Source organism: Ruegeria sp. CJ6 (assembly GCF_056536665.1).
The window spans coordinates 242907-265497 of the sequence record NZ_JBQFQB010000004.1 but is presented as its reverse complement, the minus strand read 5'-3'; the positions used below and the strand labels follow the sequence as shown (position 1 = coordinate 265497).

Below are 22591 nucleotides of genomic sequence, written 5' to 3'. Positions count from 1 at the left end.
CTCTACCCTTTGCGCTGATATTCCCAAGCTCCGTCCGCGCGCCGCGTCCGGGTGACCGCTCCAATGTGGTAGAGATGGTTCATATGTGCAACCGCCTCGACCAGCGCGAGGCCGTATTCCCCGCCCCTGATCTGGCGCTTGAACAGCGGGGCAAAGCACTCGGCGGCGGTTTTGGGTTGATCGAGATCGTTCAGCAGACGCTCAAGCGCGCCGTGGTGGTTATCGATCAACTGCCGCATGCGGATCGGCAACCCGGTGAACGGCAGTTTGTGCCCGCCCAAAACCAAATGATCGGGCCGGGCCAGCGGTTGCAGGCGTTCGCACGCCTCCAACCAGTCGGCCACCGGATCGGCCATCGGCTCGGTGGCATAGACGCCCAAGTTGGAACTGATCGAACTGAGGATCTGATCACCGGTCAGCACCAGATTGTCCTCGCGGCTCCAGAAGGTGCAATGCTCGGGCGCATGGCCGTTGCCCATGTGAACATCCCAGTCGCGGCCACCCATGCGGATCACGTCGCCCTGTTTGACACGGGTAAATCCCAGCGGCATAGGGTACACGGCGTCGGCAAAGTTGAACGGACGCTCGGCCATCCGACCGGCCAGCACGTCCGGATCCATCCCCGCGCTGCGGTAATAATCCAACGTTTCCTTCGGCCAATTCTCTTGCACATCCAGCGTCAGCATACGTGCGAACAACCATGCGGTACGACTGGTGACCAGTTCTGCACCATGCTCGGACTGGAACCAGCCCGCATTGCCCACATGGTCGGGATGATGGTGTGTCACAACCACCCGGTGGACAGGTTTACCGGCCAGAGGCCCCTCCATCAGGGTCTGCCAGATGGCTCGTGTTTTCTTCGAAGAAAGCCCGGTGTCGATGATGGTCCAGCCGTCGCCATCATCCAGCGCGTAGACATTCACATGATCCAGCGCCATCGGCAGAGGCAGCCTGATCCACAGAACCCCTTCTGCAACTTCGACCCATTCGCCAGACGCGGGCGGTTCCTCCCACGGATAGCGCATCACTTGCGGAGCCTCACCATCCATCAAACCGCCAGTTCCTCTGGGCTGAGGGCATAGAGGTCATCCGCCCCGTTCTGCGCCTGCGCAAGCAAGCCCGTATGTTCAGGCAGCAGCACATTGATATAAAAACGTGCCAACTTGGCGCGCGGTCCATCGGGATCGGCCAGCGCCGCTGACAAATGGTAATGCCCGCCCAGAACCCGCGCGAACGCTTTTAGATACGAAGCCGCGCCAGCAAACCGGTTGTTCATATCCGATTGAGCAACGAGCCACTCCGTCGCTTCCCGCAGCGACTCGGAAGCTTCCCAAACAGGACCAGCAAGTTCAGGCATCGTGGCGCGCGCCTTCTCAGCTTGATCCTCGATCTCATCCAGAAGGTTCGAGGCCGCCTCACCCCCATCCATCATCTTGCGCGCTACGAGGTCCATGGCCTGAATACCATTGGTGCCCTCGTAGATCGCGGTCACACGGACATCGCGATAATATTGTGCAGCACCAGTTTCTTCGATGAAGCCCATGCCGCCATGCACTTGAACGCCGGTCTCGGAAACGCGCATGCCGGTCTCGGTGCCAAAAGCCTTGCAGATCGGCGTCAGCAGCGCCGCACGTGCCGCCCAATCGGCCTCACCCGTGGCCTGCGCCATGTCGATTGCAGCCGCATTGGCAAGCATGATCGCCCGCGCGGCAAACACATCCGCACGCATCGACATCAGCATCCGCCGTACATCCGCGTGGTCGATGATGGTGCCCGAGGGCGTCTTGCCCTGCTTACGCTCCAACGCATAGGCCAGCGCATGCTGGTAGGCTCCTTCGGCGACACCCACACCTTCGCCACCAACGCCCAAACGCGCGTTGTTCATCATGGTGAACATCGCGGCCATGCCGCCATGTTCCTTGCCGACCAGCCAACCCTTGGCCCCGTCATACTGCATCACGCAGGTGGGCGAGCCGTGCAGACCCATCTTGTGTTCCAGCGAGACCACCTTGAGGTCATTGGCCACGCCGGGGTTGCCGTTCTCGTCGGGGATGTATTTCGGCACCAGAAACAGCGAAATCCCCTTGGTTCCCGGAACTCCGTCTGGCAGGCGGGCCAGAACAAGATGGCAGACATTCTCGGCAAAGTCGTTGTCGCCCCAAGAGATATAGATCTTCTGCCCGGTCACCGAATAGGTGCCGTCGCCATTGTCTTCGGCTTTCGAGGTCAGCGCGCCCACATCCGATCCGGCCTGCGGTTCGGTCAGGTTCATGGTGCCTGACCATTCACCCGCCATCATCTTGGGCAGATAGAGCGCCTTCAACGCATCGCTTGCGTGATGCTCCAGCGCCTCGATCTGACCTTGGGTCATCAGCGGGGCCAGTTGCAGCGACAGGCAAGCAGCACTCATCATCTCATTCACGGCAGTGGTCATGGTCATGGGCAGACCCATACCGCCATATTCGGGATCGCCGCTCATCCCGATCCAGCCGCCTTCGGCAATCACCCTCCAGCCCTCGGCATAGCCCGGAGAGGTCCGCAGCACGCCGTTCTCCAGCCGCGCGGGTTCCAGATCACCAGGGCGTTGAAGCGGGGCCATGATCTCTTCGCACATCTTCCCGGCTTCGGTCAGAATGGCGCTAACCACATCCTCGCTGGCTTCCGAGAACTTTTCGGTCGCGGCGATCTGGTCAAAGCCGATCACGTTGCGGAACAGGAATTCATAGTCTGAGATCGGGGCGCGATAGGGCATGGTTTCCCTCTGGTTCTGGCAAGTTGTCAGCGTGGGGTTGGAATCCCGGCCCCACGCCGGTATTCATCTGGGCTGGCACGATTACCTACCGTTACCTGAACTGCAAGCAACCAAAACGCGGCGTCACGATCCATGACCCTTCTCGGTACTCAAGACTTACCAGCAAACGCCGACGGGCTCGCCAAGGCCGCTGACCTGTTGCGGCAGGGGCTGCTGGTCGCTTTCCCGACCGAGACCGTCTATGGACTGGGTGGCGATGCACGGAACGGCGAGGCTGTGGCCGCGATCTATGAGGCCAAGGGGCGACCCAGTTTTAACCCACTGATCGCCCATGTCGCCTCAACCGAGACCGCGAAACGCTTCGTCGAATGGACCGATCAGGCTGATTTGTTGGCTGATGCCTTCTGGCCCGGACCGTTAACTCTGGTTCTTCCTCTGCGCCCCGATCACGGGATTTCGTCGCTGGTCACAGCTGGCTTGGATACTCTGGCCGTTCGCGTGCCTGCGCATCCCACAGCGCACGCTTTACTGACCGCTTTTGACGGTCCTGTGGCAGCGCCATCGGCCAACCCCTCTGGTCAGATCAGCCCAACGACGGCGGCCCATGTCCGAGCGGGGCTGGAGGGACGCATAGCCGCAGTTCTGGACGATGGGCCGTGCGGTGTCGGGCTTGAGTCCACTATTGTGGGTCTGGCCGGCACCCCTGCCTTGTTGCGTCCAGGTGGTGTCGCATTGGAACAAATCGAAGAGGTTCTAAAGGCAGAACTGCATCACCACCAACCCGGCGATCTGCTTACCGCGCCGGGGCAGTTGCAATCCCACTACGCGCCGGACGCGCCGGTGCGGCTAAACGCCCGGTCACGGCAGGGGGACGAGGTGTTGCTGGGTTTTGGCCCCGTTGATTGTGATCTGAACCTCTCCAGCACCAGCAACTTGCCCGAGGCCGCCGCCAACCTGTTTGCCGCCCTTCACAAACTTAACGATACCGGTCGGCCAATCGCCGTATCACCAATTCCCCATCACGGATTAGGTGCGGCCATCAACGACCGTCTACGCCGCGCAGCGGCCCCTCGCGATTAGGCGCGGCCTGCACTGGCTGATAGGGTCAGCGGATCAACACCAAGCGTAGCCAAAGCCGCCTCCCATTTCTCGTCATCAGGGACATCAAAGACCAGTTTCGACGACGCATCAGTCGTTAACCAACCATTCATCGCGATCTCATCTTCCAACTGACCCGGCCCCCAGCCGGAATAACCTAAAGTCAGCATCGAATTCAGCGGCCCCTTGCCCGAGGCCAGATCCTCGAGCACATCCAGCGTTGCGGTCATGCTGAAATCTTCGGAAATCTGCATTGAATGCAGATTCGCCTCGTAATCTGCGCTATGCAGGACAAAGCCACGCGACATCTCGACCGGGCCGCCAAACTGCACCAGCCGTTCGCCAATTACGGGTATCCGACACGGGATGTTGAGCTGTTCCAGCAAGGTCTTGATCCGCAAGTCCGAAGGCTTATTCACGATCAATCCCATCGCGCCGTCATCACCATGGCTGCAGATATAGACGACCGAATGCTCGAATCGCGGGTCGCCCATTCCGGGCATCGCAATCAACAGTTTTCCCGTAAGGTCCATCAGCAGATATCTCTTGCGCCATAGGATATCCCTAGAATGACCCTGTGAACCGGGGAATGGCAAGGGATCAGCCGGGATTTCCGTGCATTTCACAGAAGTGACCGGAACGTGACTTGGCAATCACGACCGGAATGCGCATGTTCTGCATATGAAAGCGCTTTGCAAATCTGCTGCAGCCGGGCTGGCCGTCAGCCTTTGTTTTGGTGCCCCCGCCACTGCGCAGGGGGTTGATAATCTGGTTCAGCTTGAGGTGTTGGACGGCGGCAAAACCGCCGAAGGTACCTATCAGGGGGCCTTGCGTCTAAAGCTCAAGGACGGGTGGAAGACCTATTGGCGCGCACCCGGCGATGCGGGCATTCCGCCACAGTTTGATTGGAAAGGCTCTCGCAATATTGCAGACATAGCCTTCACATGGCCCGCGCCGCATGTGTTTGATCAGAACGGGCTGCGCTCGGTCGGGTATGAGGATCAACTTGTACTGCCCGTTGAAATCACGCCTAAGAACCCTGCCAAACCCGTGCGTTTGCGCGGCGAGATGGACTTGGGCGTGTGTAAGGATGTCTGCGTGCCGGGTCGGTTGCAATTCGATCACACAATGGATGCCGACGCTGCACGCAATCCGGCCATCGCCGCAGCCCTCGCCCAGCGCCCGTTTTCCGAACGCGAAGCAGGCGTGGCGGATGCGACGTGCCAATTGACTCCCACTGCAGACGGAATGCGGATCGAGGCGCGTATCACCATGCCTTCAGCGGGCGGGTCCGAATTCGCCGTCATTGAACCAGGAAACCCGGCACTCTGGGCATCGCAGCCCGATACACGCCGTCAGGGCAACACCCTGATCGCAAGCTCGGAGATTATCGGTGCCTCCGGCGGGCCATTTGCGCTGGATCGGTCCGAAGTGCGCATCACGGTTCTGGGGGCAAACCACGCTGTCGATATCCAAGGATGCAGCGCAGGCTGACCGGATGAGCCAGACCCCAAAGATCGGTGCCTTGGCTGTCGTGCTGCACGATGGCCAGGTACTTTTGGTGCAACGCAGCAAGCAACCCGATCAGGGGTTGTGGGGCTTTCCAGGCGGCCATGTGGAATGGGGTGAAACGGTTCTGGACGCCGCCACCCGCGAGCTGCGGGAAGAGACCGGTGTGATTGCTGAGCCTTTGGTCTATCTCGACAATCTCGACCTTTTGCTGCGCGATGATAGCGGGCAGACCCGGGCGCACTACCTGCTGGTCGGAGTTGCGTGTCGCTATGTAACCGGCACGCCTGTCGCTGCAGACGACGCGCAGGACGCTCAGTGGTTTCCGGTGGACCAGATCACCAGCGGCGACCTGCCAATGAGCGACCGCGTTCCCGATCTTTTGCAGCGTGCTTTAGAGATGGATCAAGCCTCGACCCGATCCGACAAGCGTGCATAAAGCACGCTGGACAGCACGACACCTACCAGCAGGATCACGGTCGCACCCGCTACGAAAACGCCAAAGCCCATTTGCAACACACTTGGACCTTCGGCGGCTGGGTAGAGACCCGAGAGCAGCGCCAACGGCGCACCTGTCACTACGGGCCAGATCATCGAGGCCCCCAGCCAGATCGCCAACGCTGCGCCCGTTGCGCGCACGGCATTGCGCACCACCCTGTCCGGCGCTCGCAAGGCCCGTCTCATCGATGTCATCGGGCGTGAGATGTCGTTTAGGATGGCCAGCAATGCAGGCACTAGCAGCAGGATCAGGGCCATGCCAAAGCCCAGCCCATAGACCAGTGTGATCACGGTCGGTTTCAAAAACTGCGCCTGCTGCGAGCTTTCGTACATCAAGGGCGTCAGCCCGAGTACCGTGGTCAGCGTGGTCAGCATCACAGGCCGCAATCGATCTGCCGTGCCTTCGACGATTGACGGCACCAACCCGCGCTCTTTCCGGTATCCGTCGATTGTGGTCACCAGAACAATCGAGTCGTTGATTATGATCCCGGTCATGCCCAACAGGCCGACGACGGTGAACATGCTTAACGGCACGCCCCACAGGTAATGCCCCCAGATCGCGCCCACGAGGCCAAAGGGAATGATCGCCATGACCACCAAGGGCCTTGTCCAACTGGCAAAGACCCAAGCCAATACCAGATAAATTCCGGTCAGACACAGGATCAGGCCTGTGCGGGCCTCGGACAGGAATTCATCCTCCTGCTCACTCAGGCCAGCCATGCGCCATTCGACCTGCCGTTCGGCGGCTATGTTTGGCAATATCTCTTCGCGCATGGCGCGGGCGATTTCGGCAGCCTGCGCCGGGTCGTCCTCGGAAATATCACCATTCACCGAGATGACCCGCAGACCATTTTCGCGCCGGACGGTCGAAAAACCCGATTTACGCTCGACCGAGACGATATCGGCGAGCGGGACATAAACGCCATCCGGAGTCCGCATCAATGTGCGTTCGAGGAAATCAGCAGTCAGTTCGCCCTCAGGCAGTTCGATCCGAATCTCGGTGCTACGCGGACCATCCGGGAAGGTCGCGGCCTCAATCCCATTCAGCCGGTTTCGCAACACGCGGCCCAGTGTTTCGATGCGGAAACCCAGCGCCTGACCCTGCGCGGTGAGGTCCAGAATGAACTCTTCCTTGTCATAGGCGAGGTTATCCTCGAGCGCTGAAACTTCAGGGTATTTCGCGAGTTCCGCCTGGAGGTCCTCGGATGCAGATTTCAACGTGTTCACATCCGCACCGTAGAACTGCACGTCAATCGCATCGCCACCGGGCCCTGAACGCCAACCACGGAAGCTAAGCAGCTCAACCTTCGGGTGGCGCGGCACGAAATCCTGCAGCTCGCCCACAAATTCAAAGCTGGAATAGGGGCGCAAGTCGGCATCAATCAGCTCGATCGAGATGCCGCCCAGTAGATCGTCATCCTTGCCATCCGCCGCGCGCAGCCCCCATCCGGCCGAACCGCCAACCTCGGCTAGAACGTATTCGATTGGATTGCGGCCATGGCGTTCTTCGTAAACCTGACCCAGTTCTTCCGTGGCTTTCTGGACCATGCGCATCATTTCCAGCGTCTCAGCGCGCGTCGCCCCTTCGACCATGATGAAATTGCCAGTGACCGAACCGCGTTCCGGTGCGTTGAAGAACCGCCAATTCACGTCGCCCCGAATGAACAGAGCAATCTGGCTGGCCAGAATCACTACCATCAGTGCAACAACCACATACCGTGCCCAGACCACCCAAGCGACCAACGGGCGGAACAGGTGGTCGCGCACCCAGCGGAAGCCCTTGTTTACAACCCGGTTGGGCCAGTCATACCAATGCTCCTTAGCCGAATGCGCGATGGCATGGGCCATATGGTTCGGCAGGATCAGGAAGCATTCGATCAGTGAGGCAATCAGGACAGCGATAACGGTGAACGGGATGTCTCGGATCAGCTCTCCGAAGCGGCCACCGATGGCTGTGAGACCAAAGAAGGCGATGACCGTGGTCACTGTTGCAGCAAACACCGGCATCGCCATTCGGCGGGCAGCGCGTTCTGCGGCGACGATTGGCGCTTCGCCCAAACGGCGGGCACGGAAATCGGCGTGCTCTCCCACGACGATGGCGTCATCAACCACGATGCCCAGGGTAATAATCAAACCGAACAGAGACACCATATTCAGCGACAACCCGCCCAGATACATCAGCGCAATCGCCGCAGACATTGCCACCGGAATACCGGCAGCCACCCAGAAAGCGATGCGGGCGTTCAGAAACAGGAAGAGTAGACAAACCACCAGCCCAAGCCCAACCAGCCCATTGTCGACCAGAATATCTAGTCGGTCGGTGATCGCTTGTGCGCGGGTGCGGATCAGCTCAATCGTGATACCTTCGGGCAGGCTGGCCTGCATCTCGGCCACGACATCCTCGACATCGCGCTGAATCCCGATGGCATCGCCCAAATTGGACCGGTCGACGCGGATCGACATCGCCGGATTGTCGCCGACGAAATAGCTGCGGTTGCGCGTGACCCCCTCGACCCGGATTTCCGCCACATCGCCCACAACCAGCTTTGAACCATCGGCAAAGTTGCGCAGGGCGATACCCTCGATCTCTTCCGGGGTGCGTTTCTCAACGCCAGTCCGAATACGCGCATTGGCACCTGTGACATCGCCCGCAGGGTTCGCGGTGACTTCTGCCGCGATGGCCTCGGCAATGTCCGAAAGCGAGATATCATTGGCGATCAACTGTGCGGTGGGGACTTCGACCACCACACGCGGCGCGGCCAGTCCCCGGATCGTGGTGCGCGTGACACCAACTGCAAACAGGCGGCTTATCAATTCATCGGTGAATTTGGCCAGTTGTTCAGCTTCGATGGGCCCCGTGATGACCACATCCGTGACACGATCCCGCCAAGCGCCGCGCCTGATGGTTGGTTCCTCGGCGTCTTCGGGCAGGTTGGTGACGCTATCGACGGCGGTCCGGACCTCCTCAACCGCGCGAGACATGTCCCAGTTCGGCTCAAACTCCAGCCGGACCTGCGCCGTTCCCTCGCGTGAGGTCGATTCCGTGCTGGCAACGCCCTCAACCGCCAAAAGCGCAGGTTCCAGCAATTGGATGATGCCATTGTCGACATCCTCGGGGCCTGCGCCGTCCCATTGGACATTCACATCGACGCGTTCGAGAATCACATCAGGAAAGAACTGTGCCCGCATGTTGGGGATCGCGGCGGCCCCCAGCACCAGCATGATCAGCAGCAACAGATTGGCCGCAGTCCGGTGCCGGGTGAAATAGCTGAGGATACCGCCCGCCGCGTTGGGAATGTCGCGGATCATCGCGCTTAGCCCCCGGCCCGATTGTCATCAAGACGGCGTATTAGGGTGGCGGGCACTTTGGCCTCGCTCAACTGGCCCAATACTTGGGCTTTGTCTTCCTGAGACATCGCATCACTGGCCTCGACCTGAGCCACAAGCTGAGCGCGCTTTTCGTCCGAAAGCTCGACCATGCCCGGATCAGTTTCAGCGTTCGCCTCAATCCGTAGGGGCCGCACACGTACACCCGAACCCAGCAGGGGCGTCCGGCCAATCACAACCTCGCGGCCTTCCAGGCCTTCACCACGCAAAAGCACCTCATCGCCCTGACGACGGATCAATTGCACAGCCAACGGTTCCAGCCGGTCATCGGGGCCGAGAACAAGCACGTTGCCCGTGGCGTCCAGAACCGAGGATGGCAGACGGACCACATTATCGAGCGGCTGTTCTTCAATCGAAACGGTGACAAAATCCCCCGGCTTGAATCCCGGCGCGTCGTCGAGACGCGCATAGATCAGACGCCCGGTTTGCCCTTCACCCGCCGCGCCGCTATCGCGACTGATCCGGCCGGTGGCAGTGAGATCGGTCCCCGTGACCTCAAGCGATACAGTCACCGGGGCTGAGATCAGATCACCCTGCGCGTCCAGCAACCGCACGAATTGCGCGGTGGAAACCCGAAACGCGACCTCAAGCGCATTGGGGTCGACGAGTTCGGCCAGCTTTTCGTTGGCCGCGACCAACCTGCCTTCAACCAAAGTAACCTCGGTCAGCGTACCATCAAACCCGGCATGGATCGTCATATCCTCCAGGTCACGCTCGGCCCCTTCCAACGCGATACGAGCCCGCGCAAACAGGGTTGTTGCTTGATCCACCCGGGATTCGGCCTGCGCCAGAGCGATCCTGCGTGCGAGAACTGCCTGATGAGCCGATGTTGCGGCCAGTTCCGCTTCTTCGACGCTTGCAGCAGCCCCGACACCTCGCGTCTGCAGGTCCTGCTGGCGCTGCAATGCCCGGTCACGCAGTTCGGCCTGTGCCTCGGCTGATTTCAACTCATCCTGCGCCAAAAGCAGCGAGCGTTCGGCGTCCCGCTCTTCAAACTGGGCATCCAGAAGATCGGATTTGGCACGGTCCAGAGCCGATTGCATATCGGCTGGGTCCAGTTCGACCAGCAATTCTCCCGCCGTTACGGTACCGCCATCTTCAAAATCTTCGGCCAGTGATACAACGCGCCCACCCAAGGCCGCGCGCAGCTCTAACCGGCGGCGGCTTTGAATCTGGCCAAACGCTTCCAGATAAGGAGTAATGGTTTCCGGCTCGGCGGTTCGTACGGTAACGGCGAATATGCGTTCCCGCGCCTCAGGTGCCTGATTGTCCCGCGTCAGCACATCCTGCACCGCGCCCGAGATCATCTGTGCGGCAACGATCAACAGGCCCAGCGTCAGAAACGCCAGGAAGACCCCAACAAGGCTTTGCCGCAGAAATCGCATCGGTCACTCACCTTTGGTCGCACATGCTGCCTTCCGCAAAGGTAGCCGGGTCGCAAAAAATGCCAAGCCACAAAGCGGTTATGATCCGTTAAACGCAGAACCAGTCTACTTCCGTCGCAGGTGTTCGTCCAATCTGGGCATTATTTCAACGAAATTACAGGGCCGGTGGCGATAATCGAACTGCTTCTCCAGAATCGCATCCCAAGCGTCTTTGCAGGCACCCGGGCTGCCCGGCAACGCGAACAGATAGGTTCCGCCTGCAACTCCGCCTGTGGCGCGTGACTGCACGGCAGAAGTACCTATCTTTTCCATGGACACGATGGTGAAAACGGTGCCAAACGCTTCGATCTCTTTTTCATAAACGTCCCGGTGCGCCTCGACTGTAATATCGCGACCCGTCAGACCTGTGCCGCCGGTCGAGATCACGACGTCGATTTCAGGATCCGCGATCCAACTGCGCAATTGCTCGGCAATCTGGGCGCGTTCGTCCTGAATGATCTTGCGGTCCGCCACTGAATGTCCAGCCGTTTCGATCCGGTCGACAAGCGTCTGGCCCGAGCGGTCGTCGTCCAGCGAGCGAGTATCCGACACAGTCAGAACCGCAATGCGGACGGGGATGAACTCAATGCTTTCGTCAATGCGCGACATATGTCGTCAAGCCCTTTCCATAATGGCAAGCCGGATGGCAAGAGCCGCGAATATCCCGCCCGTGACCCATCCAATGATACGTGAAGCGCGTGGGTTTGAGATCAAAATGCGCCCTGCTCCGCCCGCAAAGATACCGACCACCCCGTTCACCAGAATGCTGCCCAAGGTGATAATTGCACCAAAGGTTAGGAATTGCAGCAGAACCGGGCCGTTTGCTGGGTCCACGAACTGAGGGATAAAGGCCAAAACAAACAGAATGACCTTGGGATTGGTCAGGTTCACCAGCAACCCCTCGCGAAACGCGAAATGAGCAGGCTTGATTGCTGCATCGTCCGACACTGCCCCTTTCCGGATTGCGCCCCATGCAAGAACCAATAGATAAGCAACGCCCATCCACCGGATAACGTCAAACAGCCAAGGCACGGCTGATACCAACGCCCCAAGTCCAAGCCCCGCCAGCAAAACTTGCACCATCAGACCCGTCGAAACACCGAGGCTGGCCATCATCGCTGGGCGTGACCCGGACCGTAACCCTTGCCCGAAACAGAACATCATGTCAGCGCCGGGTGTGAAATTCAGCACCAGTGCGGCTGGGATGAAGGCCATCAATGTCATTGTCTCGATCACGTTGTTACCTCGAACCAATGTGGATTCGGACCCAGATTGGCAATCTGAGACCGCCCCAGCATGCCGCGATATCCCCAGCTGTCATGGATATGACCGCAAAAGACAAAATCGGGCTGGATGCGTTCAACCGCGTCCCGAACTGCGGTCGAGCCGACCGACACATCTTGCGATGTCACATCCCCATATCCTTTTGGCGGAGAGTGCGCGATCAGAACATCCGCAGCCTCGCACCGGTCCAGCAGTTCCGATGCTTCAGCTTCAGTAAGATCGCAGGACCAGTCTCCAAAAGGCGTCACCGGCACGCCGTAGCCCAGCCCGAACAGGCGCAGACCATCCAATGTCATGCCCGTCCCGTGCAGAACATGCGCGCCTTCGGGCGCAGCGGCTGTCAGTTCCTCGGCGCTCTCAGCGTTGCCCGGCACCAGGATCAGCGGCGCTGCAATGCCCGACAGCATCTGCATCGCTTCATTCAGGCCCCGCCGCGCATTGCAAAAGTCCCCCGCACCGATGACAAGATCAGCCTCGGCGCTAGCGACCACCAGATCAGCGGCCCGGTTGCGCGCCATATGAAGATCGGAAAACGCCAGAACTCTCATCCCGCGCCCCTCAGCCGTGCTTGCAGGTCCAGCAGATCGGCCCAGGCCTGTCGCTTCATCTGCGGTTGACGCAGCAGGTAGGCCGGGTGGAACATCGGGATGACCGGCAGGTTCAGCGCCTGATCCCATTTCCCGCGCAGCCGCGTGATACCGCGTTTGCCCAGCAAGGCCTGACAGCTAATATTGCCCATCACCACCAGCACCTCGGGCTTGGCCAACGCCACATGCCGCTCCAGAAACGGCTTCATCATGCCAATCTCTTCCGGCTTGGGATCGCGATTCTGCGGGGGCCGCCACGGCAACACGTTGGTAATGTAGACATTCTCGCGCCGATCCAGATCAATCGCGGCCAGCATCCGGTCCAGCAATTGCCCAGCGCGCCCGACAAAGGGCTTACCTTCGCGATCCTCATCACGGCCGGGCGCTTCGCCGATGATCATTACCCGTGCACCGGGGGTGCCATCGGCAAACACCAACTGCCGCGCGCCGCGTTTGAGGTCGCAAAAATCAAACGCCTCCATCGCCGAACGCAAATCGACGAGCGATGCAGCGGTTTTCGCCGCCTGTTTTGCAACAGCTGCGGCATCGACCGGCTCTGGTTTTTTCGCAGGTTCAACCGCAGCTGGTTTCTTAGCCTTGGCCGCTTTGTCCGGCAACGCATAGCGATCTACCGGCGCGTCGCCGATCGCCTCGGTTGCGCCCAGCTCGATCTGCCATTCCAGCAGCGCCCGCGCGGTATGATGGTCCAAGCCCGATTCCATAACCCTCAATCTAACCAGCTTTTGACCGAGGGAAAGCGAATAGACCTTGCCATGGCACAGGGTCGCACCGACCATGGCAGGGTCATGCTGTCATTTCTGCGATTCCTTCTGACTGCTCTATTGCTGGCAACCTCTGGCGGTTCGGCGAGTGCGCAGCTGTTTGATCGGAATACACAATGCCGCGCCGGACAGTTGCAATGCGGGCGCGGTTGTTGCCCCGCAGGCCAGCGCTGCAGCTTTGATGGCCGCTGTATCCCGCCGGGACACACCTATTGTGGAGGTGGGCGCACCTGCGGCCCGTTCGAGCGCTGCGTGGCAGGAGGAACCCGTTGCGCCCCTGCTGGGGCGAATAAGTGCACCTCGCGCTTGGATTGCCCCGGTGGTAGCTTCTGCAACGGACGCGGTGAATGCGAGCGCAGCCGACCGGATTTGGTCCCAGCTCCACCCACAACCTGCGCAGATGGTAGGAGTTGCGGAGCCGGTTCATCCTGCTTGCCGGGCGGCGGATGTTCGCGCCCCGGCTGGTTTCTGTGTGAAGAAACCGGTTCGCAATGCCGACCCGGATTTAAATGCTCGGCTTATCAGGGCTGTGTTCCGATCAAGGCCATTGATTGTGGCTATGGCAAGTGGTGCAAACCAGGGGAACAATGCCTGCCCGAAGGTGGATGCGAGAAACTGCCCGAAGGGTCGGAACCTTAGGTTGCCTTGGCCTGCATGGCTTCCTATAAGCGGTCCGATTGTCAGACAGGAGCCCGCCCATGCGTTTCGCCCATCGTCACCTTCTTGGCATCGAGCATCTGTCGCAATCCGATATCACCGCTATCCTTGATCTGGCCGAAACCTATGTCGATCTGAACCGGCAATCGACTAAGCATTCCGATGTGCTGTCGGGCCTGACTCAAATCAACATGTTCTTTGAAAACTCGACCCGCACGCAGGCGAGTTTCGAAATTGCGGGCAAGCGATTGGGCGCGGATGTGATGAACATGGCGATGCAGGCCAGTTCGATCAAAAAGGGCGAGACGCTGATTGATACAGCAATGACGCTGAACGCAATGCATCCCGATCTGCTGGTGGTGCGGCATCCTCATTCCGGCGCGGTGGACCTGCTGGCGCAGAAGGTAAACTGCGCCGTGCTGAACGCAGGTGACGGGCGGCATGAGCACCCGACGCAAGCCCTGCTGGACGCGCTGACCATCCGCCGTGCCAAAGGCCGCCTACACCGGCTGAACATCGCGATTTGCGGAGACGTGGCGCATTCGCGCGTGGCGCGCTCGAACCTGATCCTGCTAGGCAAGATGGAAAACCGCATCCGCCTTATCGGTCCACCGACTTTGGTCCCGTCGCAATTCGCGGACTTCGGGGCCGAGATCTATGATGATATAAATGAGGGTCTGAAAGACGTCGACGTTGTGATGATGCTGCGTCTTCAGAAGGAACGGATGGACGGCGGCTTTATCCCCTCGGAACGCGAATACTATCACCGCTACGGTCTGAACGCTGAAAAGCTGGCGCTGGCCAAGCCAGACGCCATCGTGATGCACCCCGGTCCAATGAACCGCGGGGTCGAGATCGACGGCACTCTGGCCGATGACATCAACCGATCCGTCATTCAGGAACAGGTCGAGATGGGCGTTGCTGTCCGCATGGCCGCCATGGACCTGCTGGCGCGCAACGTGCGAGAAGCCGCATGAACGATCTGATCATCGCCCCCCATGAGCGCGGTGTGATCCGCCTGTTCTCGCTGGACATGCGCCCGGAAGAAGCAAAATTCCTGCGCGAACCGGGGGCTGTTGATCAGGTGTTGGGTGTCGAGGGGCTGGATCCAGAACAGATCGACATTTTTCCGGTATCCGACCTCGAAGATCTCGGGCTTTATGGCTATCTCAGCGAAGGCTGTGGTGTCTCGGAAGACCAGTTGGATCGCGCGAAGTTGGACGCCATTGAAGGCTGGGTGATGGTCCTGCGCAGTGCGGCGCTGGGTGGTCGATCTGCAACCCTTTCCCTCGATCTCCGCCTGCATCTGATTGGCCTGTTCACCGAAGAGGCTACCAACTGGTCCGGCGGCACGATTGAGACCGAAAGCGCAAAACCGTTCTCGGCCGCGCAAAGCCCGCCAGTGGATAATAAACCAAGCCGCATCGGTTCAGCCGTCATTGCCTTGCTGATTCTGATCGCCGTCGGAGGTGCCTTGTGGCTGATCCTATGACCTTCTCCTCAGACAAGGGCGCTTATGTCCGCACCAACGCATGGCTCGCCGCCTTTGCAATGGCGGCCGCAATGGTCGTGCTATGGTTGATCGGCAATCCTTACGTCTGGACCGGCGCACCCGCAGGGTTGGCCGCCATCACCATCCGCGCTTGGTATTTGGCTTCGGAAGAATTGGTCGCCAAGTGGGAAATGACGGGCACCACTCTCACCGGTCCTGGTCCGCGTAAGGTGGCGCTGAACCAAATTCAGGCGGTCAATACCATTGGCAGCTTTGTCCAGATCGTCACAAAAGGCGGCGACAAGCACCTGATCAAATATCAGGCGGACCCCGCCGCCACCAAAGCTGCAATCGAAAGGGCCATGGCATGAGCAATCTGATTTTTACTAACGCTCGCCTGATCGACCCCGAAGCTGGCACAGATAGCATCGGCTGGCTGCAGATTGCCGATGGTCGGATCGCAGCGCTTGGTGAAGGCACGGCCCCAGACGCTGACACGCAGGTGGTCGATTGCGGTGGGCAGTGCCTCGCTCCCGGCATTGTCGACATTGGCGTCAAGGTCTGTGAGCCCGGTGAGCGGCACAAAGAAAGCTATAAATCCGCAGGTCTGGCTGCGGCTGCAGGGGGTGTGACAACCATCGTCACCCGTCCCGATACTCTGCCTGCCGTCGACACACCCGAGACGCTGGAGTTCGCCACCCGCCGCGCGCAAGCGGACGCTCCGGTCAACGTTTTGCCAATGGCCGCCCTGACCAAAGAACGCGAAGGGCGTGAGATGACCGAGATCGGGTTCCTGCAAGATGCTGGAGCTGTGGCCTTCACCGATTGCGATCATGTCATCACCAATACCAAGGTGTTCTCACGCGCGCTGACCTACGCCAAATCCTGTGGCGCGCTTGTGATTGCCCACCCGCAAGAGCCGGGCCTGAGCAGCGGTGCCGCGGCCACCAGCGGTAAATTCGCCGCACTGCGAGGCTTGCCTGCCGTATCGCCTATGGCCGAGCGTATGGGGTTGGACCGCGACATCGCCCTGCTTGAAATGACCGGGGCCGCCTATCACGCCGATCAGATCACCACCGCCCGCGCCCTGCCTGCACTGGAGCGCGCCAAGCGCAACGGGCTGGACATCACAGCAGGCACGTCAATCCACCATCTGACGTTGAACGAATTGGACGTGTCTGATTATCGCACCTTCTTCAAGATCAAGCCCCCGCTGCGATCCGAAGATGACCGGCAAGCCGTGATCGAAGCAGTGCGAACCGGTCTGATAGACACGATCAGTTCCATGCACACGCCGCAGGATGAGGAAAGCAAGCGTCTGCCGTTTGAAGAGGCGGCCTCGGGCGCGGTGGCGCTGGAAACACTGCTGCCTGCTGCGCTTCGGCTATATCATTCCGAACAGCTGGACTTGCCGACCCTGTTCCGCGCCATGGCCCTCAATCCGGCCAAACGGCTGGGGTTGGAGAGCGGTCGCCTGTCCCAAGGCGCGCCCGCTGATCTGGTACTGTTCGACCCGGATGTTCCCTTTGTTCTGGACCGCTTTACGCTGAAATCGAAATCGCAGAACACACCGTTTGACGGCCAGCGGATGCAGGGTAAGGTCACCGCAACCTTTGTCGCTGGACAAGAAGTGTACCGGAGAGCCTGATGCCCCTGATCGACAGCACAATGACTCAGCTCATCCTGTGGGCCGCGTTGGGATACCTGCTAGGCTCCATACCCTTTGGCATGATCGTCGCGCGCGTGATGGGTCTGGGAAATCTGAGGCAAATCGGGTCGGGCAATATCGGCGCAACCAACGTCCTGCGAACCGGCAATAAGGCAGCGGCAGCGCTGACATTGCTGTTTGATGCAGCCAAGGGTGCCGTTGCTGTTCTGCTGGCACGCGCTTTGGCTGGTGAAGATGCCGCGCAGATCGCCGCGTTGGCCGCGTTCCTCGGGCATTGCTTTCCGGTCTGGCTGGGCTTCAAAGGCGGCAAAGGCGTTGCGACTTTTCTGGGCCTTTGGCTGGCACTTGACTGGCGCGTGGGTGTCGCCTGCTGCTTGACATGGCTGGTCGCGGCGCTGATCTGGCGTATTTCATCCGTTGGTGCGCTGGCCGCCGCCGCCCTATCCACCACCTGGATCATGGTGCTGACAGATGGCAGTACCTTCGTTCTTGGAATTGCTCTGACCTTGCTGCTCTACTGGCGGCACAGCGCCAACCTAGCGCGGATCAAGGCGGGGACAGAACCGAAAATCGGGAAATCGTGACAGCGCCCAGCGCGTTTCTGAAAGCGTTCCATGATCTGCCGGTCGGTACGTTCACCGGTTCCGTTGGGCCGCATCGATATTTGGTATCGCATCAGATCATGGCCTGCGGGAAATCTCACAAACTGGTGGCTCATCAATTGGGCGGGCCGGATTACATCAGCCTGAACCTTTATCTCACACAGAAAAGCGGCGCATTGCTTCGCCCCTGCGAAATGCCTGCGGAAAAGGTGGTCGATTTTGTCCTGGCGCTGGTGCCTGACGTGCAGGAATGAACAACCGGTCTTTGTGATTGCACAATCACAATTGATTGCTTTGAACGTGATCGGGCCATTCCCCAACTGGGATTTTGTGACGGCCAATTACAGGCGTCGCGACAATCAAATCCGGTTCGCCCGGGCAAAATTACAGTGCTCTTCAGCGAGCCTATTCACGAAAGGTGAAGTCATGAACACGTTCAAATCCATCATCAGCGGAGTCGCGCTGTCTGTTGCGATCGCAAGCTCAGCAATGGCGGCTGGCGTCGAAATCAACGCAAGCTCGACCGGATTGGCAATGCAGGGCTATGACCCGGTTGCCTATTTCACCGTTGGCGAAGCAACCAAGGGTGATTACAAAATCACCACGCTGCACAACGACGCCCTGTACCGTTTTGCATCGGAAGAGAACAAAGCCGCTTTTGAGGCGAACCCAGAGGCCTATCTGCCTGCCTACGGCGGCTACTGCGCATTTGGCACCGCAATGGGCTTCAAGTTCGATGGTGACCCGAACTACTGGAAAATCGTCGACAACAAACTGTATCTGAACCTGTCACAAGACATTCAGGAGCGTTGGGAAGGCGACATTCCGGGCTTTGTTGAAAAAGCCAGCGCGAACTGGGAAGACATCGCCGACAAAGACCCGGCTGAACTACAGCAATAATTCGCTGACAAGACCTTTGTGCATCGGCGGCAGATCGTATCTGCCGCCGATCTTCGTTTGAAGGCATCATGTTTCACCCTATCTAGCATATGAGAAAAGAGCCCAACCTGAGTGGGCCCACGCCGGGGCACCGGCCAGAATAAATTTGTTCGGGACAGTCAAAACATCACTGATCCGGCCTAAGGGCCGGAACGTAGATTCAATCATAACGCTGCCATTAGATTTGATTGGCAGCAGGTTTCGAGCGAAAGGAATGAGACGATGACAGGAAGATTGGCACTGATCACCTCGGTCGCCGTATTGGCTGCGGGATCCGCCATGGCGCAATCATCAGGCAACTGGACTGGATTCTACGGCGGTGCACAGTTTGGTTATGCGGACATCGACACAAACGTATCAGGCGTCGACGGCGATGGTGCGATCGGCGGTATCATCCTTGGATATGATTACGATCTGGGCGATTGGGTCGTCGGAGGTGGCTTCGACTATGACTGGAGCGACGTAGACCTTTCCGGCGCCGCCACGGTCGAGAATGTCTGGCGGCTCAAAGCGCGCGCGGGCTACAAGGTGAACCCGCAGGGCCTGCTTTATGGCACCGCCGGTTATGCCGATGCGGATACCGATAATCTGGGCAGTGACGATGGCTGGTTCATCGGCGCTGGCTATGAGCAGATCGTAGCCCCCAATATCAGCGTTGGAGGCGAGATTCTGTATCATGAGTTCGACGACTTCAACTCATCGGGCGTTGATGTTGACGCAACTACAGTTCAACTGCGCGTCGCATATCGGTTTTGATGAGAAGGTAGGGCCCGGCTATTTGCGCCGGGCCCGTGCCGCTAGGGCACCAAGACTGTGCTGCCGGTGGTTTGTCGTGCTTCCAAAGCACGATGCGCATCAGCAACTTGATTCAACGGAAACTCCTGATCGACATGGATCTTGACCTCGCGCCCGTCCACTTTGCCAAACAAGCGTCGCGCCATCGCCTGACAGGTGGCGGTATCCGAGATATGCGTGAACAAGGTTGGCCGCGTCACCTTCAGAGATCCCCGCTGCGCAAGCATTCCCAGATCGACAGGCGGCACTGGCCCCGAAGCGTTTCCGAATGAAATCATCATGCCCAAGGGTTTCAGGCAATCCAGCGATCCCTCAAACGTGTCCGCACCGATGGAGTCCATCACCACATCAACCCCTTTGCCTCCGGTGATCTCGGCCACACGCTCGACAAAATTCTCGGTCCGGTAGTTGATGCAATGTGACGCGCCATTGAATTGCGCCAGGCTGCATTTCTCATCCGTTCCCGCTGTCCCGATCAGTTTGATGCCTTCGGATTTCGCCCATTGGCAGGCGATCAGTCCCACACCTCCGGCAGCCGCGTGGAACAACACGGTATCTCCGCGCCGCAGCGGCGTTGTGCGGTGAAACAGGTATTCAACCGTCATGCCCTTTAGCATCATGGCCGCTGCGGTGCGGAACGAGATACTCTCGGGCAGCGGACAAACCTGTGCTGCAGGCATCACGCGCGCTTCGGAATATGCTCCCGATGGGCCTGCGGCATAGGCCGCGCGTTGGCCGGGGGCAAGATGCGTAACGCCTTCGCCTACCGCCTCAACGACTCCGGCCGCTTCCATTCCCAACGCATGAGGCAATTCCAGCGGATAAAGGCCGGTACGCTGGTACACATCGATGAAATTCAATCCGCAGGCATGATGGCGAATGCGCACCTCACCCGGGCCGGGATCGCCAAGCGGGCGATCCTCAATCCGAAGAACCTCGGGGCCGCCGGATTCGTGTATGACGACTGTGCGTGCTGTCTGCTGCATGAATGCCTCCCTTGCCTGTGGAAACAAAGCTAACACGCCTGTGCGGCAGAGCAATCCTTCCGGCTCTGCAAGGGTGATCGGGCAAAATTTCGCAATATGTGCTATAATGCAACGAGACGTTGTAATTGGGCAGACGTTGCCGGCTGATCCGGTCACGCGAATTGCCACGCCGGATGCATCCCGCGGCGCACCCACGCCAGAAAAGGGGATGAACATGGACAAGACAATCGGTAACCCAATCACCTGGGTCGCCCGAAATCTGCGGGCAACCAGCGATCATGTCACTGAATCCGTGACCGAGATCGGCAGCGCGGATGTTCAGGCTCTGCCGACGGTGCATACGCTGACCCTGCAGGATCTGCGCGAATGCCTGAAAGCTGGATATAACGATTTTCTCGAAACCCGGGCCGATGCGATCTTTGTCGTTCTGATCTATCCAATCGCAGGTCTGCTGATGTTCGGTATTGGGCTCAACAAAGACATGGTGCCCCTGCTGGCCCCGCTTGTCATGGGCTTTGCCCTGATCGGGCCGGTCGCCGCCGTCGGGCTTTATGAGATCAGTCGCAAGAGGGAACAGGGCGGAGACGTTCATTGGCTGGACGCGTTCGGCGTATTCCGTTCGCCTTCCTTCGGAGCCATACTGGCATTGGGCTTCTATCTGGTCATGCTATTGATGATCTGGCTGATGGTCGCGCAAGGCATCTACGCGCAAACCCTAGGGCCAGAACCTCCGGCCTCGGCCATGGCATTCGTGACAGAAGTGTTCACCACCGGAGCAGGCTGGAGCATGATCATCATCGGCACCGCCACCGGTTTCCTGTTTGCACTGGTCGCATTGGCGCTAAGCGTGGTCAGCTTTCCGCTGTTGCTGGATCGCAAAGTGGGCGTTCCCGTGGCCGTCGTAACCTCGGTCCGGGTCTTGCGTCAGAACCCGGGTGTGATCTTGACCTGGGGGGCCATTGTGGCCGCGATGTTGGTACTGGGCGCGATCCCGATGTTGCTGGGGCTGATCGTCGTCATGCCCGTTCTAGGCCACGCCACATGGCACCTGTATCGCCGGGCGGTCGCCTGACTACATGGCAGCAGCTTAACCAGAGACCTTCAGAACGATCTTGCCAATGTGGCCCGATGCTTCCATCCGCGCATGTGCAGCGGCGGCATCAGAAAGATCGAATTCTGAATCCATCACCGGTGCGACCTTCCCGGCCTCAAGCAATGGCCACACGGCTTCACGCAAGTCTTGCGCGATGCGCGCCTTGGCCAAATCGCTTTGTGGGCGCAAGGTGCTGCCAGTCAGGGTGAGGCGTTTCACCATCATCAGCGCAAAATTCAGTTCGACTACCGGACCTTGCAGGAAAGCGATCTGAACCAGCCGCCCGTCTTCCGTCAAAGCCTTGATGTTGCGCGGGATATAATCACCACCGACCATGTCCAGGATCAGGTTCGCCCCGCCCTCGGCGCGCATCGCAGCCACGAAATCTTCGTCGCGATAGTTGATCGCCTTTTCGGCACCTAGCTTGATACAAGCCTCACATTTCTCAGCCGACCCGGCGGTTGCAAAGACGCGGGCGCCAAACGCATTGGCCAGCTGAATGGCCGTCGTGCCGATCCCGCTGGAACCGCCATGGACCAGAAACCGCTCCCCCGGCTTCAAGCCGCCACGGGTGAAGACATTGGACCAAACAGTAAAGAAGGTTTCGGGCAGGCAGGCAGCTTCTTTCAAACCCATACCCGCAGGCACAGGCAGACAATGGGCGGCGGGCGTTGCGACATATTCAGCATAACCGCCGCCGGGCAACAGGGCGCAAACCCGATCGCCAACGACCAGACCTTCGACACCCGAGCCGATGGCGATGACCTCGCCCGAGGCCTCTAGCCCCGGCAAATCGCTTGCACCGGGAGGCGGATCATACGCCCCTGCCCGCTGCAGCGCATCAGGACGGTTCACCCCAGCGTACGCGACTTTCAGAACCACTTGACCCTCTGCCGGTTCCGGCATCGGGCGTTCCGTCAGTTGCAGAACGTCCGGGCCACCAGCTTCGGTGATCTCGACAGCGCGCATTGTCTGGGTCATGGGCATATCTCCTTTGCCCAATGCCTAGCAGGCGAAAACGCAGAGGCCCAGCGGCA

The 22591-nt window shown here is 59.5% G+C and carries 23 protein-coding genes; 12 read left to right on the top strand and 11 right to left on the bottom strand.

What is annotated here, in order from left to right; all coding sequences use genetic code 11:
• Window positions 1–2: 2 nt before the first annotated feature.
• Together ACR0BT_RS13625 and ACR0BT_RS13620 are read right to left on the bottom strand one after the other, a co-directional pair.
• A complete protein-coding gene (locus tag ACR0BT_RS13625; protein ID WP_480763387.1) occupies window positions 3–1049 on the bottom strand; it encodes an MBL fold metallo-hydrolase in 1047 nt (348 codons plus the stop codon).
• The gene (locus tag ACR0BT_RS13620; RefSeq protein WP_480763386.1) at window positions 1049–2752 is read right to left on the bottom strand and encodes an acyl-CoA dehydrogenase family protein; all 1704 of its coding nucleotides are present in this window, start codon (window positions 2750–2752) and stop codon (window positions 1049–1051) included. The genes ACR0BT_RS13625 and ACR0BT_RS13620 overlap by 1 nt, the downstream gene beginning before the upstream one ends.
• A 132-nt stretch (window positions 2753–2884) precedes the next feature.
• Here ACR0BT_RS13620 and ACR0BT_RS13615 point away from each other — a divergent pair, with 132 nt between their 5' ends.
• Window positions 2885–3832 carry an L-threonylcarbamoyladenylate synthase gene (locus ACR0BT_RS13615; RefSeq protein WP_480763385.1) on the top strand — a complete coding sequence of 316 codons (948 nt, stop codon included), beginning with the start codon at window positions 2885–2887 and terminating at the stop codon, window positions 3830–3832.
• Here ACR0BT_RS13615 and ACR0BT_RS13610 read toward each other — a convergent pair.
• Entirely contained in the window at window positions 3829–4383 is a 555-nt protein-coding gene (locus ACR0BT_RS13610; RefSeq protein WP_170395693.1) for a YqgE/AlgH family protein, read from the bottom strand. The genes ACR0BT_RS13615 and ACR0BT_RS13610 overlap by 4 nt on opposite strands.
• A 148-nt stretch (window positions 4384–4531) precedes the next feature.
• On the opposite strand from ACR0BT_RS13610, the gene ACR0BT_RS13605 reads away from it, so the two are divergent.
• Together ACR0BT_RS13605 and ACR0BT_RS13600 are read left to right on the top strand one after the other, a co-directional pair.
• Window positions 4532–5344, top strand: a complete 813-nt coding sequence (locus ACR0BT_RS13605) for a protein-disulfide reductase DsbD domain-containing protein (RefSeq protein ID WP_480763384.1) — start codon at window positions 4532–4534, stop codon at window positions 5342–5344.
• A gap of 4 nt (window positions 5345–5348) precedes the next feature.
• A complete protein-coding gene (locus ACR0BT_RS13600; protein WP_170395689.1) occupies window positions 5349–5798 on the top strand; it encodes an NUDIX hydrolase in 450 nt (149 codons plus the stop codon).
• Here the strand turns inward: ACR0BT_RS13600 and ACR0BT_RS13595 are convergent.
• The 6 genes from ACR0BT_RS13595 to ACR0BT_RS13570 form a co-directional block, all read right to left on the bottom strand.
• Window positions 5765–9166 carry an efflux RND transporter permease subunit gene (locus ACR0BT_RS13595; protein WP_480592426.1) on the bottom strand — a complete coding sequence of 1134 codons (3402 nt, stop codon included), beginning with the start codon at window positions 9164–9166 and terminating at the stop codon, window positions 5765–5767. The genes ACR0BT_RS13600 and ACR0BT_RS13595 overlap by 34 nt on opposite strands.
• A 5-nt stretch (window positions 9167–9171) precedes the next feature.
• Window positions 9172–10629, bottom strand: a complete 1458-nt coding sequence (locus ACR0BT_RS13590; protein ID WP_170566222.1) for an RND family efflux transporter — start codon at window positions 10627–10629, stop codon at window positions 9172–9174.
• 105 nt (window positions 10630–10734) lie between these two features.
• On the bottom strand, window positions 10735–11277 hold the full coding sequence (moaB, locus tag ACR0BT_RS13585) for a molybdenum cofactor biosynthesis protein B (protein ID WP_170566219.1): 543 nt from the start codon (window positions 11275–11277) through the stop codon (window positions 10735–10737).
• Window positions 11278–11283: 6 nt separating this feature from the next.
• Window positions 11284–11904 carry a LysE family translocator gene (locus ACR0BT_RS13580; RefSeq protein WP_480763383.1) on the bottom strand — a complete coding sequence of 207 codons (621 nt, stop codon included), beginning with the start codon at window positions 11902–11904 and terminating at the stop codon, window positions 11284–11286.
• The gene (locus tag ACR0BT_RS13575) at window positions 11901–12500 is read right to left on the bottom strand and encodes a metallophosphoesterase (RefSeq protein WP_170647147.1); all 600 of its coding nucleotides are present in this window, start codon (window positions 12498–12500) and stop codon (window positions 11901–11903) included. The genes ACR0BT_RS13580 and ACR0BT_RS13575 overlap by 4 nt, the downstream gene beginning before the upstream one ends.
• A complete protein-coding gene (locus ACR0BT_RS13570; protein WP_480763382.1) occupies window positions 12497–13261 on the bottom strand; it encodes a uracil-DNA glycosylase in 765 nt (254 codons plus the stop codon). Before ACR0BT_RS13570 ends, ACR0BT_RS13575 begins: the two co-directional genes overlap by 4 nt.
• 758 nt (window positions 13262–14019) lie before the next feature.
• On the opposite strand from ACR0BT_RS13570, the gene ACR0BT_RS13565 reads away from it, so the two are divergent.
• From ACR0BT_RS13565 to ACR0BT_RS13530, 8 genes are all read left to right on the top strand, one after another.
• The gene (locus ACR0BT_RS13565) at window positions 14020–14955 is read left to right on the top strand and encodes an aspartate carbamoyltransferase catalytic subunit (RefSeq protein ID WP_480763381.1); all 936 of its coding nucleotides are present in this window, start codon (window positions 14020–14022) and stop codon (window positions 14953–14955) included.
• Window positions 14952–15470, top strand: coding sequence for a hypothetical protein (locus tag ACR0BT_RS13560; protein ID WP_170423643.1), 519 nt, complete (start codon window positions 14952–14954; stop codon window positions 15468–15470). Before ACR0BT_RS13565 ends, ACR0BT_RS13560 begins: the two co-directional genes overlap by 4 nt.
• The gene (locus ACR0BT_RS13555; protein WP_170514152.1) at window positions 15467–15841 is read left to right on the top strand and encodes a hypothetical protein; all 375 of its coding nucleotides are present in this window, start codon (window positions 15467–15469) and stop codon (window positions 15839–15841) included. Before ACR0BT_RS13560 ends, ACR0BT_RS13555 begins: the two co-directional genes overlap by 4 nt.
• Window positions 15838–17118 (top strand): dihydroorotase, encoded by a 1281-nt coding sequence (gene pyrC / locus ACR0BT_RS13550; protein ID WP_480763380.1) that lies wholly within the window; start codon window positions 15838–15840, stop codon window positions 17116–17118. Before ACR0BT_RS13555 ends, pyrC begins: the two co-directional genes overlap by 4 nt.
• Window positions 17118–17723 (top strand): glycerol-3-phosphate 1-O-acyltransferase PlsY, encoded by a 606-nt coding sequence (plsY, locus tag ACR0BT_RS13545; RefSeq protein WP_170395665.1) that lies wholly within the window; start codon window positions 17118–17120, stop codon window positions 17721–17723. The genes pyrC and plsY overlap by 1 nt, the downstream gene beginning before the upstream one ends.
• A complete protein-coding gene (locus ACR0BT_RS13540) occupies window positions 17720–17995 on the top strand; it encodes a hypothetical protein (RefSeq protein ID WP_170395663.1) in 276 nt (91 codons plus the stop codon). Before plsY ends, ACR0BT_RS13540 begins: the two co-directional genes overlap by 4 nt.
• 172 nt (window positions 17996–18167) lie before the next feature.
• Entirely contained in the window at window positions 18168–18641 is a 474-nt protein-coding gene (locus ACR0BT_RS13535; RefSeq protein ID WP_170395661.1) for a YHS domain-containing (seleno)protein, read from the top strand.
• Window positions 18642–18902: 261 nt separating this feature from the next.
• Window positions 18903–19436, top strand: a complete 534-nt coding sequence (locus ACR0BT_RS13530; protein WP_170395659.1) for a porin family protein — start codon at window positions 18903–18905, stop codon at window positions 19434–19436.
• Window positions 19437–19477: 41 nt separating this feature from the next.
• Here the strand turns inward: ACR0BT_RS13530 and ACR0BT_RS13525 are convergent, their stop codons facing one another.
• Window positions 19478–20461 (bottom strand): quinone oxidoreductase family protein, encoded by a 984-nt coding sequence (locus tag ACR0BT_RS13525; RefSeq protein ID WP_480763379.1) that lies wholly within the window; start codon window positions 20459–20461, stop codon window positions 19478–19480.
• Between the two features lie 214 nt (window positions 20462–20675).
• Between ACR0BT_RS13525 and ACR0BT_RS13520 the strand changes: the two genes are divergently transcribed.
• Window positions 20676–21533 carry a DUF2189 domain-containing protein gene (locus tag ACR0BT_RS13520; RefSeq protein ID WP_170408392.1) on the top strand — a complete coding sequence of 286 codons (858 nt, stop codon included), beginning with the start codon at window positions 20676–20678 and terminating at the stop codon, window positions 21531–21533.
• A 15-nt stretch (window positions 21534–21548) separates the two neighbouring features.
• Here ACR0BT_RS13520 and ACR0BT_RS13515 read toward each other — a convergent pair whose 3' ends face one another.
• Entirely contained in the window at window positions 21549–22535 is a 987-nt protein-coding gene (locus ACR0BT_RS13515; RefSeq protein ID WP_480763378.1) for an NAD(P)H-quinone oxidoreductase, read from the bottom strand.
• Window positions 22536–22591 lie beyond the last annotated feature (56 nt).